Annotated in this window: 18 protein-coding genes; 14 read left to right on the plus strand and 4 right to left on the minus strand. The window is 70.4% G+C overall.

Going from position 1 to position 19,469, the window contains the following annotated elements; all coding sequences use genetic code 11:
* Positions 1-14 precede the first annotated feature (14 nt).
* From VLK66_RS11020 to VLK66_RS11050, 7 genes are all read left to right on the plus strand, one after another.
* Complete coding sequence (locus VLK66_RS11020; RefSeq protein WP_325309463.1) at positions 15-1,052, plus strand: YheT family hydrolase; 1,038 nt, start codon at positions 15-17, stop codon at positions 1,050-1,052.
* 184 nt (positions 1,053-1,236) lie between these two features.
* Positions 1,237-2,328: a hypothetical protein gene (locus VLK66_RS11025; protein WP_325309464.1), complete on the plus strand. Its 1,092-nt coding sequence runs from the start codon at positions 1,237-1,239 to the stop codon at positions 2,326-2,328.
* Between the two features lie 246 nt (positions 2,329-2,574).
* The gene (locus tag VLK66_RS11030) at positions 2,575-3,429 is read left to right on the plus strand and encodes an HD domain-containing protein (RefSeq protein ID WP_325309465.1); all 855 of its coding nucleotides are present in this window, start codon (positions 2,575-2,577) and stop codon (positions 3,427-3,429) included.
* 92 nt (positions 3,430-3,521) lie between these two features.
* Entirely contained in the window at positions 3,522-3,863 is a 342-nt protein-coding gene (locus tag VLK66_RS11035) for a hypothetical protein (RefSeq protein WP_325309466.1), read from the plus strand.
* A 16-nt stretch (positions 3,864-3,879) separates the two neighbouring features.
* The gene (locus VLK66_RS11040; protein ID WP_325309467.1) at positions 3,880-4,365 is read left to right on the plus strand and encodes a putative molybdenum carrier protein; all 486 of its coding nucleotides are present in this window, start codon (positions 3,880-3,882) and stop codon (positions 4,363-4,365) included.
* A 62-nt stretch (positions 4,366-4,427) separates the two neighbouring features.
* The gene (locus VLK66_RS11045; RefSeq protein WP_325309468.1) at positions 4,428-5,078 is read left to right on the plus strand and encodes an SDR family oxidoreductase; all 651 of its coding nucleotides are present in this window, start codon (positions 4,428-4,430) and stop codon (positions 5,076-5,078) included.
* A complete protein-coding gene (locus tag VLK66_RS11050) occupies positions 5,075-5,290 on the plus strand; it encodes a hypothetical protein (protein ID WP_325309469.1) in 216 nt (71 codons plus the stop codon). Before VLK66_RS11045 ends, VLK66_RS11050 begins: the two co-directional genes overlap by 4 nt.
* On the opposite strand, the gene VLK66_RS11055 is transcribed toward VLK66_RS11050, so the two are convergent.
* From VLK66_RS11055 to VLK66_RS11065, 3 genes are all read right to left on the minus strand, one after another.
* Positions 5,272-6,171, minus strand: a complete 900-nt coding sequence (locus VLK66_RS11055; protein WP_325309470.1) for a phosphotransferase — start codon at positions 6,169-6,171, stop codon at positions 5,272-5,274. The two genes, VLK66_RS11050 and VLK66_RS11055, sit on opposite strands and share 19 nt — an antisense overlap.
* A 132-nt stretch (positions 6,172-6,303) precedes the next feature.
* Entirely contained in the window at positions 6,304-6,606 is a 303-nt protein-coding gene (locus VLK66_RS11060; protein WP_325309471.1) for a hypothetical protein, read from the minus strand.
* 182 nt (positions 6,607-6,788) lie between these two features.
* Entirely contained in the window at positions 6,789-9,179 is a 2,391-nt protein-coding gene (locus VLK66_RS11065) for a glutamine--tRNA ligase/YqeY domain fusion protein (protein WP_325309472.1), read from the minus strand.
* Positions 9,180-9,560: 381 nt separating this feature from the next.
* Between VLK66_RS11065 and VLK66_RS11070 the strand changes: the two genes are divergently transcribed.
* The 4 genes from VLK66_RS11070 to VLK66_RS11085 all read left to right on the plus strand — a co-directional run bounded on the left by VLK66_RS11070 (position 9,561) and on the right by VLK66_RS11085 (position 14,279).
* Complete coding sequence (locus VLK66_RS11070) at positions 9,561-11,258, plus strand: flavin monoamine oxidase family protein (protein ID WP_325309473.1); 1,698 nt, start codon at positions 9,561-9,563, stop codon at positions 11,256-11,258.
* Positions 11,255-12,982 (plus strand): alpha-keto acid decarboxylase family protein, encoded by a 1,728-nt coding sequence (locus VLK66_RS11075; protein ID WP_325309474.1) that lies wholly within the window; start codon positions 11,255-11,257, stop codon positions 12,980-12,982. The genes VLK66_RS11070 and VLK66_RS11075 overlap by 4 nt, the downstream gene beginning before the upstream one ends.
* A gap of 218 nt (positions 12,983-13,200) precedes the next feature.
* On the plus strand, positions 13,201-13,608 hold the full coding sequence (locus VLK66_RS11080) for a RusA family crossover junction endodeoxyribonuclease (protein ID WP_325309475.1): 408 nt from the start codon (positions 13,201-13,203) through the stop codon (positions 13,606-13,608).
* Positions 13,605-14,279: a hypothetical protein gene (locus VLK66_RS11085; protein ID WP_325309476.1), complete on the plus strand. Its 675-nt coding sequence runs from the start codon at positions 13,605-13,607 to the stop codon at positions 14,277-14,279. Before VLK66_RS11080 ends, VLK66_RS11085 begins: the two co-directional genes overlap by 4 nt.
* Positions 14,280-14,352: 73 nt before the next feature.
* Here the strand turns inward: VLK66_RS11085 and VLK66_RS11090 are convergent, their stop codons facing one another.
* Complete coding sequence (locus VLK66_RS11090) at positions 14,353-14,589, minus strand: hypothetical protein (protein ID WP_325309477.1); 237 nt, start codon at positions 14,587-14,589, stop codon at positions 14,353-14,355.
* Positions 14,590-14,787: 198 nt separating this feature from the next.
* Between VLK66_RS11090 and VLK66_RS11095 the strand changes: the two genes are divergently transcribed.
* The 3 genes from VLK66_RS11095 to VLK66_RS11105 form a co-directional block, all read left to right on the plus strand.
* Positions 14,788-16,170 carry a hypothetical protein gene (locus VLK66_RS11095; protein WP_325309478.1) on the plus strand — a complete coding sequence of 461 codons (1,383 nt, stop codon included), beginning with the start codon at positions 14,788-14,790 and terminating at the stop codon, positions 16,168-16,170.
* A gap of 328 nt (positions 16,171-16,498) precedes the next feature.
* Positions 16,499-17,827, plus strand: coding sequence for a vanadium-dependent haloperoxidase (locus tag VLK66_RS11100; RefSeq protein ID WP_325309479.1), 1,329 nt, complete (start codon positions 16,499-16,501; stop codon positions 17,825-17,827).
* A gap of 187 nt (positions 17,828-18,014) precedes the next feature.
* A partial coding sequence (locus VLK66_RS11105; RefSeq protein WP_325309480.1) for a M1 family aminopeptidase/hydrolase occupies positions 18,015-19,469 on the plus strand: 1,455 nt, incomplete at its 3' end.

The raw sequence follows: 19,469 nt of genomic DNA on the forward strand, positions 1-19,469 counted from the left end.
GTTAGATTCTACGGATGGAAGCGACCCAGAGGAACCCCGCCCCCCGCGGCCGCGCCGCGCGCCCGTTCACGCCCACGCCCTTCCGCCCGGCGCGCTGGCTCCCCGGCCCGCACGCGCAGACCGTGGCGGGGCGCTATCTCCGCCCGCGCACCGGCGTGGAATACCGCCGCGAGCGCATCGACACGCCGGACGGCGACTTCCTGGACCTGGACTGGGCCACCGTCCCCGGCCGCCCCGCGCCGGCTAGGGACGCGCCGCTCGTCGCCGTGGTGCACGGGCTGGAGGGGAGCGCCCAGTCCCTCTACGTGCTGGAGACCTGCCGCAAGCTGTGGGACCGCGGCATCCGCTCCGTGGCGATGAACTTCCGCTCGTGCAGCGGCGAGCCCAACCGCCTCCCGCGCTTCTACCACGCCGGCGACACGGGCGACATCGCCCACGTGCTGGAGCTGATGGCGGCGCGGAACCCGGGCGTGCCGCTGGGCGCCGTCGGGTTCTCGCTGGGCGCCAACGTGCTGCTGAAGTACCTGGGCGAGCGCGGGGGGGATGCGGGGGTCCGCGCCGCCGCCGCCATCTCCATCCCCTTCGACCTGGGCGCGGGGGCCGACGGGCTGAACCGCACGCGGATGGGGAGGCTGTACACGCGCGCCTTCATCCGCCCGCTGCAGGCCAAGTACCGCCAGAAGCGCGGGCTGATCGGCGGCGCGGTGGACGAGCGGCGGGCGTTCGGCGCGCGCAGCTTCCGCGAGTTCGACGACGCGGTGACGGCGCGGCTGCACGGCTTCAGGGACGTGGACGACTACTACGGCCGCAGCAGCAGCGCGCAGTTCCTCCCGCGCGTCGCCGTCCCCACGCTCCTGGTGCACGCCGCCGACGACCCGTTCGTCCCGGCCGAGGCCATCCCCCACGCCGCCATCGCCGCCAACCCTTCGCTCGTCGCGGCGATGACGGAGCACGGCGGCCACGTCGGCTTCATCGCCGGCACCCCGTGGGCTCCCGAGTTCTGGGCGGAGGCCGAGGCGGCGAGGTTCCTCGCGGGGGAACTGAAGTGCTGAGCTGCGGCGAAGCGGCTCCGATCGTCGTTTCGTTGCGGGGGCGGCTCCATGCGAGCACTCAGCACTTGGCACTTGGCACTTGGCACTTAGGACTTAGGACTTAGCACTTCCCCTCTGGCACGCCCCTCGCACGAATCTCCGTCCGATGATGCCGGTCCAGTCCCCGCCCCAGCCCCCGATAACCGTGCGCAGCGCCACCGTCGAGGTGCTGCGCATCTTCGACGTGGCCGAGTCCATCGACCTGGACCGCGTGGAGTCGCTGCTGGCGGGGCGGGGGACCGTCGCGCGCATCCGTCTCACCCGCGTGGAGCCCAAGGCCATCGCCTTCGGCGATCCCCCCGTCGTCACCGAGCTTCCCGCGCCGCCCATGGACGTGCTCGGCCGCCGCTGCCCGACCCGCGCGGCGGCGCGCATCCACGCGTTCGGCGTCGTCTCCGTCTCCCTCGAGGTGCTGCTCCCCGAGCCGCTGCCGTGGCCCGGGTTCGAGGCGTTCGCGCGCGAGGCCGAGCGCGAGGCGGCGGCGCTGCGCTTCTGGCGCGAGCGGCTGGACGCGCTCCTGGACGCCATCCGCCCCGCGATGGACGACCCCAGCACCATCCGCGTGGAAGAGGACTACGCCATCGTCACCCTCCGCGAGCTGGATCCTAAGCCCGCCCGGCCGCTGGCCGAGGTCGTGGACCTGGTGCCGCTGCTCACGCAGGAGGCGCGGCCGCTCTCCGCCGCCGCGCGCGCCGAGGCGATGCGGTACACGCACTCGTACTACACCGACGACGTGGTGGTGCTGACCTGGGACCGCGCGCTGGTGCTGGAGCCGGGCAACGACGACGACGTGGCCGACGTGCTGGAGGTGGCCAACGCGCAGCTGCTGGAGCTGCGGGTGTACGACGCGCTGCTGGACCGCGAGATTCCACGCATCTACGACGTGGCCGAGGCGGTGCAGCGGCGCGGCGTGGCGCTGTTCCAGCGGCGCTACTCGCGCGCCGCCAACCAGATGCGCGCGCTGGTGGCCGAGATCAGCGAGATCACCGAGAAGGTGGAGAACGCGCTGAAGGTGACCGAGGACGTGTACCTGGCGCGCGTGTACACGTCGGCCACGGAGCTCTTCCGCATCCCCGCGCTGGCCGCCTCCATCGACCGCAAGCTGGCGCTGATCCGCGAGACCTACACCTCGCTGTACGACCAGGCCGTGGCCACCCGCGCCGAGTGGATGGAAGCCGCCATCATCGCCCTGATCGTCCTCGAGGTCGTCCTCGCCATCATCGCCGGAAGGCATTGATGCGGTGTATCACCCAGGGCACGAAGGCTGAAGCTTGTGGGCCTTCACCGACGTAATGGACGTCATCCTGAGGCCGGCCACATCGTAATCCGAAGCCGCACCGTTGCTTGCAGGCCGAAGGATCCATAGCCGGCCCGCACGTTGACAGGGAGACGCACCGGCGGGTGACGAGCAGCCGGACGAAGTTGCAGTCGCAGGTCCGGAAACGAAGACACACACGGAAGAAGAAGAGGAAGGGAACACCCGATGGCAGAATCCGTTACCGCCGCCGAGCTGAGGGCGGCGTTCGGACGCACGGTGGAAGAGCGGTTCTCGCACCGGCTTGCGCTGAACGTGCCGAGCCGCAACAACCCGAAGCTCGCGCAGATCATCGACCGCATCAACCACGACGACGAACTGTACGCGCTCTGGCTGGCGGCCAACGTGAACGCCGTGGAGCGGCTGGGGATGACCGACCACGGCCCCGTGCACGTGAAGATCGTGATGAACATCGCCGTGAAGCTCCTGCGCATGCTGGTGGAGCACGGCGTGGAGCCCTCGGTCGTCACCAACTACGGGATGACGAACGAGGACGCCGAGGTGGTGGTGATGCTGGCCGCCCTGATGCACGACCTGGGGATGAGCGTGCACCGCAGCAACCACGAGGAGATGTCGCTGTTCGTGGCGCAGCCCAAGATCAGGGAGCTGCTGGACGGCATCTACGACGTGGGCACGGCCACCATCCTGCGCGCCGAGATCATGCACGCCATCATCGCGCACCGCTCGGGCGGCAAGCCGCTGACCATCGAGGCGGGGATCGTGCGCGTGTCCGACGCGCTGGACATGGCCAAGGGCCGCTCGCGCATCTCGCTGGGGATCGAGCGGACGATGAGCATCCACTCCATCAGCGCCGCGGCCATCGACTCGGTGCACATCGAGAGCGGCGAGGACAAGCCGGTGCGCCTGCGCATCGTGATGTCCAACTCCGCCGGCGTCTTCCAGCTCGACGAGCTCTTCCGCGAAAAGCTCTCCGGCAGCGGCCTGGAGCCCTACGTGGAGGTCGAGGCGCTCATCGAGGGCGAGGAGGAGAAGCGCCTGGTCACCAGCGCGTACCGGCTGTAGGCGGCAGACTTCGCCATTGCATGCGCCGGGGGCGCCCGCCAGCTTTGGTGGGCGCCCCCGTTGCATCTGCATCCTCAACCACCGCTCTTCCCATGATGGAACGCGTCCGCCGCACCAACGCCATCTCCGTCGAAGACCTGAACGCCGCGCTGGCCGAGTTCCACGAGGAGGGCGTGGACGGCGAGACGATCGCCGGCGCCAACGAGGAGGGGCCGGCCGACTGGATCTGGGTGAAGTGGCTGGGAAACCGCTACTATCTGAACGGCGACACCACGTGGGAAGGCGTCGGCGAATACCTGGAGCTGGTGAAGAAACATGGCTCCGGCCTCGCATGGTCGCTCGTCCCGAACGGGCGCGGCGAGATCAACCAGGTCGCGTTCGGACCGGCGAAGACCGTCATCCCCGGCTTCCATTTCTACCGCGCGGACACGTAGGAACGGCGTTCGGCAGATGAAGATCGTCAGCGGGGGGCAGACGGGCGTGGACCGCGCGGCGCTGGACGTGGCGATGGAGCTGGGAATGGCGTGCGGGGGATGGTGCCCGGCGGGACGATGGGCGGAGGACGGGCCGATCGATGCGCGCTATCCGCTGCGCGAGACGCCGTCCGCCGATCCGGCGCAGCGCACCGAGTGGAACGTGCGCGACTCCGACGCCACGCTGATCCTCGCCTCCGGCGCCGAGAGCGCGGGGACGGAGCTCACCCGCGAGGCCGCGCGCAGGCTGGGGAAGCCCCTCTACACCTTCCACGCGGGCGCGCTGGAGGACGCCGGCGCGCTCCGGCGCTGGCTGCAGGTGGCCAGCGTGCGCACCCTCAACGTCGCCGGGCCGCGGGAGAGCGAGGCGCCCGGAATCTACGCCGGCGCCCGCCGCATCCTCACCGCGCTGCTGGGGCGAGGGAACGGATTCGCTCCGCCTCTGCCGCTCGATCCGATCTGACGAGAATTTCGCATCCGCGGCGCTGATAATCATCTACCGAATTCATCTCACCTGATTTCCGGATGCGGATTCTGATCACGGGAGGCGCCGGGCTGCTGGGCCGGGCGCTGATCGCGAGCGCGCCGGCGGGCGTGGAGCTGCACGCAACGCAGCGTACCACGCCGGTCCCCGCACCCGCGCGGGCGCACACGGTCGAGCTCTCGGACGCGGCGGCGACGGCGGCGCTGCTCGATCGCGTGCGCCCGGAGCTGGTGATCCACACCGCGTACGCGCAGGCGACGGCCGAGCGCGACGTGGGGCGGGCGACCGAGAGCGTGGTGCTCGCCTGCGCGGCGACGGGCGCGGCGCTGGTCCACATCAGCAGCGACGTGGTGTTCGACGGCGAGCGCGCGCCCTGGGCCGAGACGGACGAGCCCGCGCCGGTGCACGAGTACGGGCGGTGGAAGACGGTCGCGGAGCGCTTCGTCCGCGGGCGGATGCCGGACGCGGCCATCGTGCGCACCTCGCTGATCGTCCGAGCGGATCCGCCGGACGGCGGGAGCGCGTGGATCCTCGACGCTTTGCGCGGTGGCGAGCCGGTCCGGCTATTCGTGGACGAGCTGCGCTGCCCGATCGCGGACGGAGACCTGGCCGCGATGCTGTGGGAGCTTGCGGCGCGCTCCCGGCGGACGCGCGCGCCGGGTTCTGGCACCTGGCCGGCCCGGAGGCGGTGAGCCGCTACACCCTCGGCGTCCTGGTCGCGCGGCAGCACGGCGCCGATCCCGGCGGCATCGTCCCCGCGCGGAGCCGCGCGTCCGGGCTGGTGCGCCCGCGCGACCTGCGCCTGCTCACCTCCCGCGCCGACCGCGAGCTGCGCACCCGCGCCCGTCCCATCGGCGAGCTGCTCGTCCCCGCCGCGCCCGCGGCTCACTCCTCCAGCACGTAATCCAGCGAAGTGCGCGCGGTGCGCAGCAGCGTCGCGTCGCCGATCGAGTGCGCGTACTGCGTGATGACGACCGCATGGTAGACGGCGCGCAGCCGGGCCATCCGCGCCGTGCGCGCGTCCACGTCGCCGTAGACGCGCAGGAAATCGTCGCGCGCGGCGGCGGGGAAGAAGCGGTAGAGGAAGGAGAGGTCGAGCCCCGGATCGCCCGCGTGCACGTCGCCCCAGTCGATCACGCCGCTGACGCGGTGCGCGTCGTCCACGAGGATGTGCAGCTCGTACAGGTCGCCGTGCACGGGGACGGGCCGCGCGGCCGGCGCGGGGAGATCGTCCGCCTCGAACGGCCGCAGCCACCGGCGTGCGCCGGCGACGATCCCCGCATCTTCCAGTTCCCGCAGGGCCGCCGCCAGCTTCGGCATGCGCCGGGTGAAGTCCGTGCGGTGAAAGTCGTCGCCCGGCAGCGCCAGCCCGTCCATCGGAATCGCGTGCAGCGTGCGCAGGAATTCGGCGAGCGGAGCCGCGGCCACGCGGCGCTCGTCCGGCGTCAGCTCCACGGACGCGGAGGTGCGGCCGGCGAGCCGCCGGTATCCGGCGAACGGCCACGGAAAGCGCTCCGTCCCCGCGCCGATCCACGCGGGGCAGGAGATGGGAAGCGGCAGATGCGGCGCAATGCGCGGAAGCACGCGCGCCTCCGTCTCGATCAGCGCCACCGCGATCCCGCGCCGCGGGAAGCGGAAGACGAGCTCGCCGTCCACCAGGTACGCGGTGTTGTCCCACCCGCTCCCGAACGGCTCCACCGTGCGCCCCAGCCCCGGAAACTGCTCGCGAATCAGCTCCCGCGCCAATCCGGGCGAGACGACGATCTCCGCATCCCACTCCGCCATCCGCATCCTCCGCGCAGCTTCATCCCCTCGATTCCGCTCGCCCCGTCAAGATGCGGCGAAGGCGCCCGCCCGAAAGGGTGAGCGCCTTCGCCGCTGCAGCGGTTGTGCGTGCGACGAGCGGAACGTCGCGCCTCAGCAGTTCGCCTCGATCGTCTCGGGGCAGACGTTCACCGAGTCGACGTAGCACCGGAAGTCGCGCGGATCGGCGGTGCAGCCCATCGTGGCGCAGGCGCAGCTGAGCCCGGAAACCCCGTCGCACGCCCCATAGCAGATCGTGAGCTGCGCCGTCCAGCCGCACTGCTCGCCCCATCCGGCGCAGGTCGCCTCGCCGGTATCGGCGGAGATGCGGGCGTGCACCGTACCGCGCGCGCTCCGGGCGGAATGTGTCTCGAACGAGGTGATCGCCAGGTCTTCGATCTTGAGCTTCAGCTTCATGGAGCACCATTGCGGGATCAGGGGAAGAACCGTCAGGGGGGAAACATATGAAGCTACCCCCTGACGGGATGATCCGTCAACTGCAAATTGTCCTGTAATGTGATTCATGCCTGAGTAAAACGATGCGGAGACGATCCCAACGTCTCCGCGCCGCAAGCAGATCCGCCGGTGAAGGCTCCGGATCAGGATCCGCCGCCCAGCCGCTCGCGGATCAGGCGGTTCACCAGCTCGGGATTGGCCTTGCCGCCCGTCGTCCGCATCACCTGGCCCACGAAGAAGCCGAGGAGGCCGGTCTTGCCGCCGCGGTACTCGTCCGCCTTGCCCTGGTTGGCGGCGATCACCTGGTCGACCGCCGGCGCGATGGACGCCTCGTCGCTCACCTGGCGCAGGCCCAGGCGCTCCACGATCGCGCGCGGGTGGCCGCCGGCGTTCACCATCCCGGCCAGCACCTGGCGCGCGGCCGAGGTGGAGAGGGTGCCGTCTTCCACCATCACCGCCAGCTCGCCCAGCTCGCCGCCGCTGAACGGCAGGTTGTCGATCGTGCGCGAGCCGATCTCCCGCGGCAGCTCGTGGATCATCCAGTTGGCGGCCGCCTTGGGGCTCGCCCCCGCCTTCACCGCGTCCTCGAACATCACGGCCACGGTCAGCTCGCGCGTGACGCCGTCCAGCTCCTCGGGGGGCAACTTCATCTCCGCCCCGAAGCGCGTGCGCAGCGCCTCCAGCTCGGGCGAGCGCGGCGTGTCGTACGCCGGCGCCTTGCTGCGCGGCGTCGTCCGCTCGCCCGCCTCGGCGACGCGCGGCGCCTTCTCGCGCTTCGGCTTCGCGGCGGGCGCGGCCTGCGAGGCCTTCCCCCAGGTGTCGCGCAGCGTCACCGTGCGGTTGAAGACGAGCGACTCCGGCTTCGACTCGACGATGTCGGAGCAGAAGTAGCCCACGCGCTCGAACTGGTAGCGGCTCCCCGGCGCGTCGCCGCGCACGGAAGGCTCGATCACCGCGTCGTTGATGACGACCAGCGAGGCGGGATTGAGGTGATCCTTGAATTCGCCCTCGCCCGCGTCCGGGTCGGGGATGGTGAAGAGGCGGTCGTACAGCCGCACCTCGCAGGGCACCGCGTGCGCGGCGGAGACCCACTGGATGGTGCCCTTCACCTGCCGCCCGTCGGGCGTGTTGCCGCCGCGCGTGGCCGGGTCGTAGCTGCAGCGCAGCTCCACGATCTCGCCCGCGTCGTCCTTCACCACCTCGTCGCAGCGGATGACGTACGCGTAGCGCAGCCGCACCTCGGCGCCGGGAGAGAGGCGGAAGAAGCCCTTCGGTGGGTCCTCCGCGAAGTCGTCGCGGTCGATCCAGATCTCGCGCGAGAAGGGCAGGGGACGCGACCCCTCGTTGGGCACGTCGTGCGGCCAGTACGGCGCGTCCAGCTCCTCCGTCTTCGCCTCGGGATAGTTGGTGATGACGACCTTCAGCGGCCGCAGCACGCAGAGCACGCGGGGCGCGCGGTGGTTCAGGTCGTCGCGCATGGCGTGCTCCAGGCGCGTGATCTCGATGCGCTGGCTGGCCTTGGTGACGCCCGCGGCTTCCCAGAACGCGCGCAGCGCCTCGGGCGTGCACCCCAGCCGCCGCAGCCCGGCGATGGTGGGCATGCGCGGATCGTCCCACCCGCTCACGTAGCCGCCCTTCACCAGCTCCAGGAGCTTGCGCTTGCTGGTGATGGTGTACTCCACGTTGCCGCGCGCGAACTCGTACTGGCGCGGCCGCGACGGCGTGCCGCCCTCGGCGCGCACGAAGTCCTGCCAGCCGTCCACCACCCAGTCGTACAGCGCGCGGTTGATCTCGAACTCCAGCGTGCACAGCGAGTGGGTGATCCCCTCGATGGCGTCCTCGATGGGGTGCGCGTAGTCGTACAGCGGGTAGATGCACCACCGGTCGCCGGTGCGGTAGTGGTGCGCGTGGCGGATGCGGTAGAGAATGGGGTCGCGCAGCAGCATGTTGGGCGCGGCCAGGTCGATCTTCGCCCGGAGGACGTGGCTGCCGTCGGGAAAATCCCCCGCCTTCATCCGCCGGAACAGCGCCAGGCTCTCCTCCGGCGCACGGTCGCGGAAGCGCGTGGGGCGCCCCGGCTCGTTCACCGTGCCGCGCGCCTCGCGGATCTCCTCCTCGCTCGAACTGTCGACGTACGCCTTCCCCTGGCCGATCAGGAACTCGGCGTAGGCGTACATCCGGTCGAAGTAGTCGGCGGCGAAGTACAGGTGCCGGCCGAACTCGCACCCCAGCCACTTCACCACGTCGATGATGGACTCGACGTAGTGCACGTCCTCCGTCTCGGGATTGGTGTCGTCGAAGCGCAGGTGGCACACGCCGCCCGTTTCCGCCGCGATGCCGAAGTTCAGCACCAGCGACTTGGCGTGGCCCATGTGCAGGTATCCGTTGGGCTCCGGCGGAAAGCGGGTGACGATGGACTGGTGCTTCCCCGCGCGCAGGTCGTCCGCGACGATCTGGCGGATGAAGTCCAGCCCCTCGCGCTCCGCGAACTCCGCGGCGGGGGATGCGTTTTCGGCGGCGTTGGTCGTTTCCACGTTCGGTCCGGCGAGGGTCGGATGCGCGTCGTTCCGGACGCGCGCAACGGGCGATGAAGAATCGCGGAGAATAACGGAATCGCCGCCGATCTACAACCGAAACCGCGGGGACTCACACGGGGCCGGCGGAGTCGACGGAGAAAAAGCTTCGCTGGCTCCGCCGACTCGTCGGATGACGGAAACGGGGACTCAGATGTGCCGCGGCGAATGGCAGAAATACAAGGCGGGAGAGAGGTTCATTGCAAACTGCTACCGAAATCCGTATCATCCAGAAACGTGCGCGCGATGGCGCGTCGATGCTGCCCGCCTCTACCCCTCTCCATCCGCCGGACGCCCTCTCGTCCGCCGATCTCCATCTCCCTTCAACAGGACGAAGTCCAGGTGACCAAACGCATCCTGTCCCACCAGCCGTTCCAGCCGTTCGAGAAGGGAAGCCGGCACTACGACGTGGCCGTGATCGGCGGCGGAATCTCGGGCGTGTACACCGCCTGGCGGCTGAAGCAGTCCAGGCCGGAGCTGAAGGTGGCGCTGTTCGAGTACGGCAACCGCATCGGCGGGCGGCTGTACAGCTACCCCATGCCGGGAATGCCGAGCATCAAGGCCGAGCTGGGCGGCATGCGCTGGCTGAAGTCGCACGAGATCGTGGTGGGCCTCATCGACCACCTGCGGCTCTCCACCCGCGAATTTCCCATGGGCGCCGACGGCGGCGCCAACAACCTGATGTACCTGCGCCGGCGCCAATTGCGCGTGAAGGACCTGAACGATCCCGAGAAGGTGCCGTACCTGCTGAACCCCGACGAGCAGGGGATGAACCCCGACCAGCTGCAGCAGTGGGTGCAGGACAGCCTGCTCCCGTTCAACAGCGAGCTGAGCGCGCAGGACTGGTGGACGGTGCCGGTGCTGGACGGCACGCCGCTGTACAGGATCGGGTTCTGGAACCTGCTGTACCGCGTGCTGAGCAGCGAAGCGTACCAGTACATGAACGACGCCGGCGGCTACTACACCAACGTGGCCAACTCCACGGCGCCGCTTTCGCTCCCCATCAACGAGTACGACCCCAGCAACAAGTACTACACGCTGGTGGACGGCTACGAGGAGCTCCCCCGCGCCGTGGCCGAAGAGTTCGTCCGCCTGGGCGGCGAGATCCACATGAACCACCGGCTGGACTCGTTCGGCCGCCGCGCGTCGGACCAGCAGTACGCCCTCTGCTTCGCGCGCACGACGACGGACGAGGGCGGCCGCACGCGCGACGTGGGCCGCGCGGACGCCTTCGCCGACGATCCCGACGCCGAGGGCGCGGGCGACGGGAACGAGGTGCTGGTCGACGCCGACCGCGTGGTGCTGGCGCTGCCGCGGCGCTCCATCGAGCTGATCCGCTGGAACCGGCTGGAGCGCGACCGGGAGCTGCGCCACGACCTGGAGGCGGTGATCAGCCAGGCCGCCTTCAAGATGTTCCTGGGCTACCCGTACCCCTGGTGGCGCTCGCTGGGGCTGGACGCGGGGCGCACCATCACCGACATGCCCATCCGCCAGACGTACTACTTCCAGACCGAGAGCGAGATGCCCGAGGGCGACCCCGAGAACCACAACTCGCTGCTGATGGTGAGCTACAACGACCTGGGAAGCCTGCCCTTCTGGAAGGCGCTGGAAGAGGGCGAGCCGTTCACGGGAGCGCCCGGCAGCCCGGCCAACCGCTTCGTGGAGGGCGAGGCGGTGCGCCCGCACCGCTTCCAGATCACCGCCAACATGGTGCAGGCCGCGCAGGAGCAGGTGCGCGAGGTGCACGGGCTGAAGTTCGTTCCCGAGCCCTACACCGCCATCTACCACGACTGGAGCGACGACCCGTACGGCGCCGGTTGGCACGCCTGGAAGGCCGGCGAGAAGTTCTGGGAGATCATGCCGCGGATGCGCGGCATCGAGGGCGAGAACGTGCACATCTGCGGCGAGGCGTACTCCATCGGCCAGGGCTGGGTGGAGGGCGCGCTGCAGACGGCGGAGCTGATGCTGAAGGAGCACTTCGGCCTCTCCCGCCCGTCGTTCATCCCCAAGTCGTACTACGACACGGAGATGGGCCCATGAGCGCGGAGAGCCATGCGGGCGCGCCGCATTGCACCGTCTCGCGCTACCTGGCGCAGCGGCTGGCGGAGATGGGCGTCGGCCACATCTTCGCCGTGCCCGGCGACTACGCGGGCCACTTCCTGAGCACCATCGACGGCGATCCCGGCCTCGGCATCGCCCGCGTGGGGACCACCAACGAGCTCGTGGCCGGCTACTCGGCCGACGCGTACGCGCGGCTCCGCGGGGCCGGCGCGGCGTGCGTCACCTTCGGCGTGGGTACCTTCTCGCTGCTGAACGCGCTGGCCGGGTCGTACGTCGAGGAGGTCCCCGTCGTGCTGGTCGTCGGGAGCCCCGCCTCGCAGTCGCGCACCACCGAGCGGCGCGAGGGCGTGCTCTTCCACCACTCCACCGGTACGCTGAGCGCCGACGAGGACTCGGTGAAGAACGTGACGGTCGCGCGCGTGGTGGTGCGCGACCCGCTCACCGCGCCGGGGCTGATCGACCGCGCGCTGGAGGCCTGCCTCACCTGGCGGCGGCCGGTCTACGTCGAGGTGCTGCAGAACGTGTGGAACCTGCCGTGCGCCGCGCCGCATCACGCGCTCCGCCCCGGCCCGCTCCCCACGCTGCAGGGGTCGGTCGACGCCGCGCTCGACGCCACGCTGGAGCACCTGTGGAAGGCGGAGCGCCCGGTGATCTGGGCGGGGATGGAGGTGCAGCGCTTCGGGCTGCAGGACCTGCTGCTGGAGATCGTGGAGGAAACCGGCTTCCCCTTCGCCTCCGACCTGCTGGGGAAGGGGCTGGTGCCGGAGAACACGCCCGGGTTCGTGGGGTGCTACGACGGCGCGTCGGCGAACGAGAAGACCAGGGCGCTGATGGAGACGGCGGACTGGGTGCTGGGTCTGGGCACCCTGGTGACGGACGACTTCCTCGATCTCGTGAAGAAGAGCTATGGCACCATGACGCTGGCCTGCGAGAACTCGGTCCGCGTGGGTACCAGCGTGTGGGACTGCGCGCCGCTGAAGGCCTTCATGGAGGGGCTGCTCCGCCGCCTGCGCGCGAAGAAGTACGGCGCGCCGGAAGACGCCGTCGCGCTTCTCTGCGCCGTGGCCGCGCCGCCGATGCTGATGGCGAAGTCGGCGGGCGGCGTCGCCGAAGCGGAGGATCCGCCGGTGACGTACGACGGGTTCTTCGCGCGGATGCGCGACTGGGTGGACGAGTCGATGGTGCTGATGGCCGACACGACGATCGCGCTGTACTCGGCCGCCGAGCTTCCCGTGGACCGGCGTGACGGCTTCATCGCGCAGGCGGCGTGGAACTCCATCGGCTACACCACGGGCGCGTGCCTGGGCGTCGGGTTCGCCGACCCGTCGCGGCGCGCCGTCGTCTTCAGCGGCGACGGCGGGTTCCAGATGGTGTGCCAGGCGCTCTCCGACGTGGTGCGCGCGAAGCACGGCGCCATCGTCTTCGTCTTCGACAACGCGCTGTACGGCATCGAGCAGGCGTTCGTGAACGTGAAGTTCTTCACGCAGGGGGAAGATGCCGAGGCCTTCGACCTCCTGCACCGGTGGAACTACGCCGCCCTCCCCGAGGTCTTCGGCGGGGGATGGGGGACCACGGTGGAGACGATGGGCCAGCTGGACGAGGCGCTCCGCCGCGCGAAGGAGAACACGGGCTCGCTCTCGCTCGTGGCCCTGCGCATCGACGAGCGCGACATCACCCCGCAGATGCTCGCCCTCGCCGGCTGACAGGACGCGCGCTGGCATCCATGCTCCTCCTCCGCGCCGGGACGCGGGGGAGGAGCTTTCTTTTGCACGGCGTCCCCGACGGACCCGCATCCCGACGAGAGTGTTCCGCCGGTGGCCGCTTCCGCTCGCTTGGGGAACTAACGCTTGACACCGTACGCAATGTGTGCAGATTCGTTCACGTCCGCGGCGCGACCCTGGACCCCGAACCCGCCTCTACGGTGCAGAGCTACGAGTTCGTGATCCCCGGCCGCCCCGCCTCGGTTCACGCGCGCAACCGGGAGGCATACCGCGACTGGCAGGTGAACGTGGAGCGGGCAGCGAACCGCGTCTCGCCCGGGACGTTTCCCTTCACCGGCTTCGACGCGCGGCTGACCATCGTCTTCGTCAGCGGCGTGCGCTCGCCGATCGACGTGGACAACGTCATCAAGCCGATCCAGGACGCGCTGGTGGGCGTGTTCTACGGCGACGACGAGATGGTCAGCGACGTGGCGGCCCACCGGAGGACGTGGGCGGACGAAGTGCCCGACGAAGGCCTTCCGGACCTCCTCCGCAAGGCATGGAAAACGAAGGAGGATTGCGTGTACGTGCGCGTCCAGAAAACGGCCAGGCTACGGGATCTGCTATGATCATGGACGCCGTCTCCGCCAAGGTGCAGCAGCTGCGTGAGCGCTGGGAGCGCGAGGGCTACGAAGTCGTCGAGCGCCCGGACCCGGAGGACTTTCCGTTCGATACCGGGTACTTCGGCCGCTACCGCCCCGCGATGCTGGCCCGGCGCGGCGCCGAGAATCACGTCTTCGAAGTGCGCGACGGCCGCCGGCTTCCCGCCGACCGGCTGATTCAGCGCTCGGACGAGATCCGCAAGCATCCCGGCTGGCACTTCTACCTGATCTCCACCGAAGACGTGGTGCCGCACGACGCGCCGGGGATGCAGGGCGATCCGCCATCGTGGGCGTCGCTGGCGCGGAGCGTGGACGCAGCGATGCGGCTGGCGGACGAGGTGTCCCCGTCCATCGCGCTCCTGGGGCTCTGGTCCACCCTGGAAGGGCTCCTCCGCCGGATCGCGGTGGACAACGCGATCCCGGTGGACCTCCTCCCCGCGGCCTCGCTGATCCCGATTCTGCACGACCAGGGGCTGGTCCCGCGGGAAGCATACGAGCCGTTGAAGATGGCGCTCGAGGTGCACCGGCGAGTGCTGCACGGGTACGAGGCCACGGCGACGGAGCTTACCGAAGCCGTGAAGATCGTCGCCGCGGTGCTTTGCGAGTTGCTTCCAAAACCCGCCGAACGCGCGGCCTGACATCATCATCACACTTGAAGAGCCCGGCCGGGGGTCGCGTCCCGGCCGGGCTCTTTCGCGCCGCTGCCTTCGCTTACTCGCAGATGGCGGGGCAGCAGGAGCCGAACTGGCCGCAGGTCTGCCAGTCGGTGCGGCAGCCCTGGGTCTGGCAGTCGATGTCGCTCCAGCCGCAACTCTTGTAGCACGTGTCCCACGTGCAGGGGAACTCGCTCAGGTCGTGCGCGCGCACGGTGCCGCGCGTGGCGCCTGTCGCGGAGGTGTCGAACGACTCCACCGACAGCCTGTCGATCTCCAGCTTGCGCTTCTTCATGATGCCCTCCGGGGGATGAGGATGGGGAAGGGAAGAGAGGTGATGCACACGAAACCCGCCGCAAAATTCTCGCCGTGAGCTCCGTCGCCGAAGCCGCTGCGAAGTGCATCTCCGCCGGAGTCTGGTAACGCGCGGCGATGGGGCTTAAGTTGGCGCCGCCCAGCCGCATCCAAACCCACCCGTCCCGCTTCCGTCGCCATGGCCCAGGCCCAGCCCTCCGGCACGCTCCTGTCCCGCATCGCGCGGGTCCGCTTTCCGCACCCGCTGATCCTGCTGGTGGGCGGCGTCCTGCTGGCGGCGCTGCTGACCTGGGTGCTTCCCGCGGGCGAGTACGGCCGCACGCACGACCCCGTCACCGGCCGCGACGTGGTGGTGGCGGGCACGTATCACACGGTCGCCCCGCAGCCGGTGGGGCCGTTCGACGCCGTCGTCTCCATCCCGCAGGGGATGATCGAGGCGGCCGACGTCATCTTCTTCGTGTTCCTGGTCGGCGGCGCCTTCGCGGTGGTGGAGAAGACCGGCGCGCTGACGCGGGGGATGGACGCGCTGCTGCGCGTCCTGCGCGGGCGCGAGGCGCTGGTCATCCCCGTCGTCTCCCTGGCCTTCGCCACCGGCGGCGCGCTGGAACACATGCAGGAGGAGATCATCGCCCTGGTCCCCGCGCTGCTGCTGCTGACGCGGAGGCTGGGCTACCAGCCGATGGTGGCGGTGGCGATGAGCATCGGCGCGGCGGTGGTGGGCGCGGCGTTCGGGCCCATCGACCCGTTCCAGGTGGGGATCGCGCAGAAGCTGGCGCACATCCCCGTGCTCTCCGGCACCGGGTTCCGCATGGCGTTCATGCTCCCCGCGCTGGCCATCTGGATCTGGGGGACGATGCGGTACGCGAATCGGACGCGGACGGAGCCCGAGGCCGCCGGCGAGGAAGCGGGCAGCGCGGCGGGCGGGCGCAGCATCGCCATCCTGCTGCTGATCCTGGCGACGTTCGTGGTGTTCGTTTACGGCGTGTTCGCGCTGGGGTGGGATTTCTCGCAGATGGCGGCCATCTTCTTCGTGATGGGCGTGCTGGCGGGGATCGTGGGCGGGCTGGGCGTGGGCGGCACCGCAGAATCGTTCGTGGACGGCTTCCGGGCGATGGCGTATGCGGGGCTGCTGATCGGCTTCGCGCGGGCGATCACCGTGGTCCTGGAGCACGGCAAGGTGGTGGACACGGTGGTGAACGCGCTCTTCACGCCACTGGCGCACGTTCCCGTGCTCGCGTCGGCGGGGGGGATGATGCTGGTGCACACGCTGGTGCACTTCCCCGTCCCCAGCGCCAGCGGGCAGGCGGTGCTGACCATGCCGGTGCTCGTTCCCCTGGCCGACCTGCTGGGGATGGCGCGGCAGGTGGTGGTGCTCGCCTACCAGTACGGCGCGGGGATGTGTGAGATGGTGACGCCCACCAACGGCGCGCTGATGGCCATCCTGGCCGCGACCGGGGTGCCCTACGAGAAGTGGATGAAGATGATCCTCCCGCTCTGGGCGGCGCTCTTCGCGCTGGGATTCATCGCCGTCGCCGTGGCGATCGCCACCGGGCTGCGGTGACGCGCTGCCCGCGAGCGGCGGGCGGACCGGCCCGGACGCCGGACTGAGTGGCGCGGGTGCGGGCAGAACACACATGCTTAACAGGTAGACCGGGAGCCACCAGTCACCGCGGATCCGCTCCCGACCTACCCTGCTCCTTCTGAAGCGACACGGGCAAGTTCCTGTGTCGCTTGTGTTTTTCTCCGCACGACCTCAGCCCGCAAAATCCGCCGCGGCAGGCGAATCCCGGTAAGTCTGGCGGAAGAGCTTTACATCTCTCCTTAACAGTTTTAACATTAATTAGGTCTCGTTCTGTTGTATCTGTTAACCTGCACCCCGGAGGTTCCCCATGACCTGTGTCGACACTCCCTACCCGTGTGACGTGCACGAGTACGCGCTCAAGGGGCCGCAGGTAGAGCCGCTGTCGAGCTTCTGGAACCACTGCCCGCAGCTGCGGCTGGTTTCCATCCGGGAGCTCCTCGCCATCACCGACGACCCGGCCAACCCCGGCTACTTCCCGCCGTACCCGGACCCCTGCACCACCGAGGGGAAGGACATCATCCAGAAGGAGATCGAGGAGCTGCTGACGCTGCAGAAGCTGCGCGACGAGCCGTGCAGCCTGGTGAACCCCACCGGCGGATGCCCCATCCTGACCGAGTGGCCGTGCAAGCCCATCGAGAAGCTGCCGATGGCGTTCGGGTGCCGCGCGCCCATCAGCCGGCTGCTGAACCTGCAGCCGCCCCCGCTGGGTGCCGTGGAGGTCACGCGCCTGCCCGGCCAGCAGGTCATCCGCACCGGCCGCGGCCTGGCCCGCGCGTTCGAGAACGAGACGCCGGGGCTGTTCCACCGGCACGCGCTGAACTACCTGATCACCACGCGCACCTGGAGTCCGCCGCGGCAGGCGCTGATCTGGGCGGCGCTCGACGTGGCCATCGCCAGCGCGCTGCAGGCGGCGTGGTACTACAAGTGGCTGAGCCCGCGCCCGCTCACCTCGCGCCGCGAGCGGCCCGTGGAGTTCGCCGCGCGCAACGGCATTGCCTTCAACGTGCTGTTCGACCGGCCCGACGAGCTGAACCCCAACTACTACACCTGCCCGGACGCCCGCCCCTGCGCGCCGAACCCGGCGTTCAGCCCCGGCACGCCGCGGCACCCGGCGTATCCGTCGGGCCACAGCACCTACTCGGGCGCGGCCAGCACCATCCTGGGCTTCTTCTTCGGCAACGACGCCACGCCGCCGGTGCTGGGCAACTGCGTGGCGGGAACGACGATCGGCCAGGAGGTGCGCAACATGGCCGACAACATCGGGATGGCGCGGCTGTGGGCGGGCGTGCACTGGCGCTCGGACCACGAGGCGGGGCTGAAGCTGGGGCAGGTGGTGGCCTGCCTGGTGCTGCGCCAGCTGGCCAGCATCTGCGGCGGCGCGTTCGAGCTGTGCGCGCCCAGCCAGCCGGTGCTGCCGCAGTGCAAGTGCGACGACCAGGTGAACCCGTGCCCGGACGATCCGCCGTATCCGTGCGACAAGCTGAAGCAGCTCGCCCAGGAGTGCATCGACCGGTGCCCGCCCTGCGGCACCAGCCTGGACGTCTTCCCCGAGCCGTGCGGACCGGTGGTCCAGGCGGCGGCCGTGGACGCGACCGGCGCCCCCGCCACGGCCAGCGCGCCGCAGACCGGCGCCTGACCGCGGTCACGGCGACATGAACCGGGCCCCCGCGCGAGCGTCGCGCGGGGGCCCGCTTTTCGTGGCCTTCGGGGTGATTCACCATCAGGCGCCGGTGGACCTTCGCGGCGCTCGCGCGGTATCTGCATCGTCTCACCGCACAGGCTGGAACCCGCGTGAACCGACCGAACGCAAGGACTTGCAGCGCATGATCTTCCGATCCGCGGCCCCATTCGCCGCGCTCCTTTCCCTGGGCGCCGCCGCCTGCGCGGCGCCCGCGCCCGCGACCGCTCCGGCTCCGGGCGCGCCCCCGTCCGCCGCCGCGGGGGCGATGGCGCCGCTGCCGCGCGACGTGCACTCGTTCGCGCGCCCGGAGGTGGCGCGGGTGACGCACGTGGAGCTGGACCTGGCCACCGACTTCGCCGCGAAGACGATCGGCGGCACCGCCGCGCTGGACGTGCAGGCCGCACCCGGAGCCGGCGAGATCGTGCTCGACACGAAGAACCTGGCCATCCAGCAGGTGACCGACGCGGCGGGTCAGCCGCTACGGTGGACGCTGGGGCAGGCGGACTCGATCCTCGGCCGCCCGCTCACCGTGGCGCTCCCGGCGGGGACGCGGCGGATCGTGGTGCGCTACGCCACCACCCCCGGCGCCGCGGCGCTGCAGTGGCTGTCGCCCGAGCAGACGGCGGGGAAGCGGCACCCGTACCTGTTCTCGCAGGGCGAGTCGATCCTCACCCGCACCTGGATCCCCACGCAGGACAGCCCGGGGATCCGGCAGACGTACGCGGCCCGCATCACCGTGCCCGCCGGGCTGACGGCGGTGATGAGCGCAGAGATGCTGACGCCGCGGGGCGAGCCGGCGGGGGAAGGGCGCCACGCCTTCCGCTTCCGGCTGGACCACCCGGTGCCGCCGTACCTGATCGCGCTGGCCGTGGGCGACATCGCCTTCCGGCAGCTGGGGCCGCGCACCGGCGTGTACACCGAGCCCGCGGTGCTGGAGCGCGCCGCCAGCGAGTTCGCCGAGCTGGAGCGCTTCGTGGACGCGGCCGAGCGGCTGTACGGCCCGTACCGCTGGGGGCGCTACGACCTGCTGGTGCTGCCGCCCTCGTTCCCGTTCGGGGGGATGGAGAACCCGCGGCTCACCTTCGCCACGCCCACCGTGCTGGCCGGCGACCGCTCGCTGGTGTCGCTGGTGGCGCACGAGCTGGCGCACTCCTGGTCCGGCAACCTGGTGACCAACGCCACCTGGAGCGACTTCTGGCTCAACGAGGGCTTCACCACCTACTTCGAGAACCGCATCATGGAGGCGCTCTACGGCCGCGAGCGCGCCGCCATGCTGGCGAGCCTGGGGTGGCAGGAGCTCCAGGGCGAGATCGAGAGCGTGGGCGGCCCCCAGTCGCCGGACTCGCGCCTGCACATCGACCTGGCCGGGCGCGACCCCGACGCGGGGATGACCGAGATCGCCTACGAAAAGGGCGCCACCTTCCTCCGCACCGTCGAAGCCGCCGTGGGCCGCGAGCGCTGGGACGCGTACCTGCGCTCGTACTTCGACCGGCACGCCTTCCAGCCGATGACCACCGAGGCCTTCCTCGCCGACCTCCGCGCCAACCTCGTCCGCGGCGACGCCGCGCTCGAACAGCGGCTCCGGCTGGACGAGTGG

The sequence above is a fragment of the Longimicrobium sp. genome, assembly GCF_035474595.1.
Classification (GTDB): Bacteria; Gemmatimonadota; Gemmatimonadetes; order Longimicrobiales; family Longimicrobiaceae; genus Longimicrobium.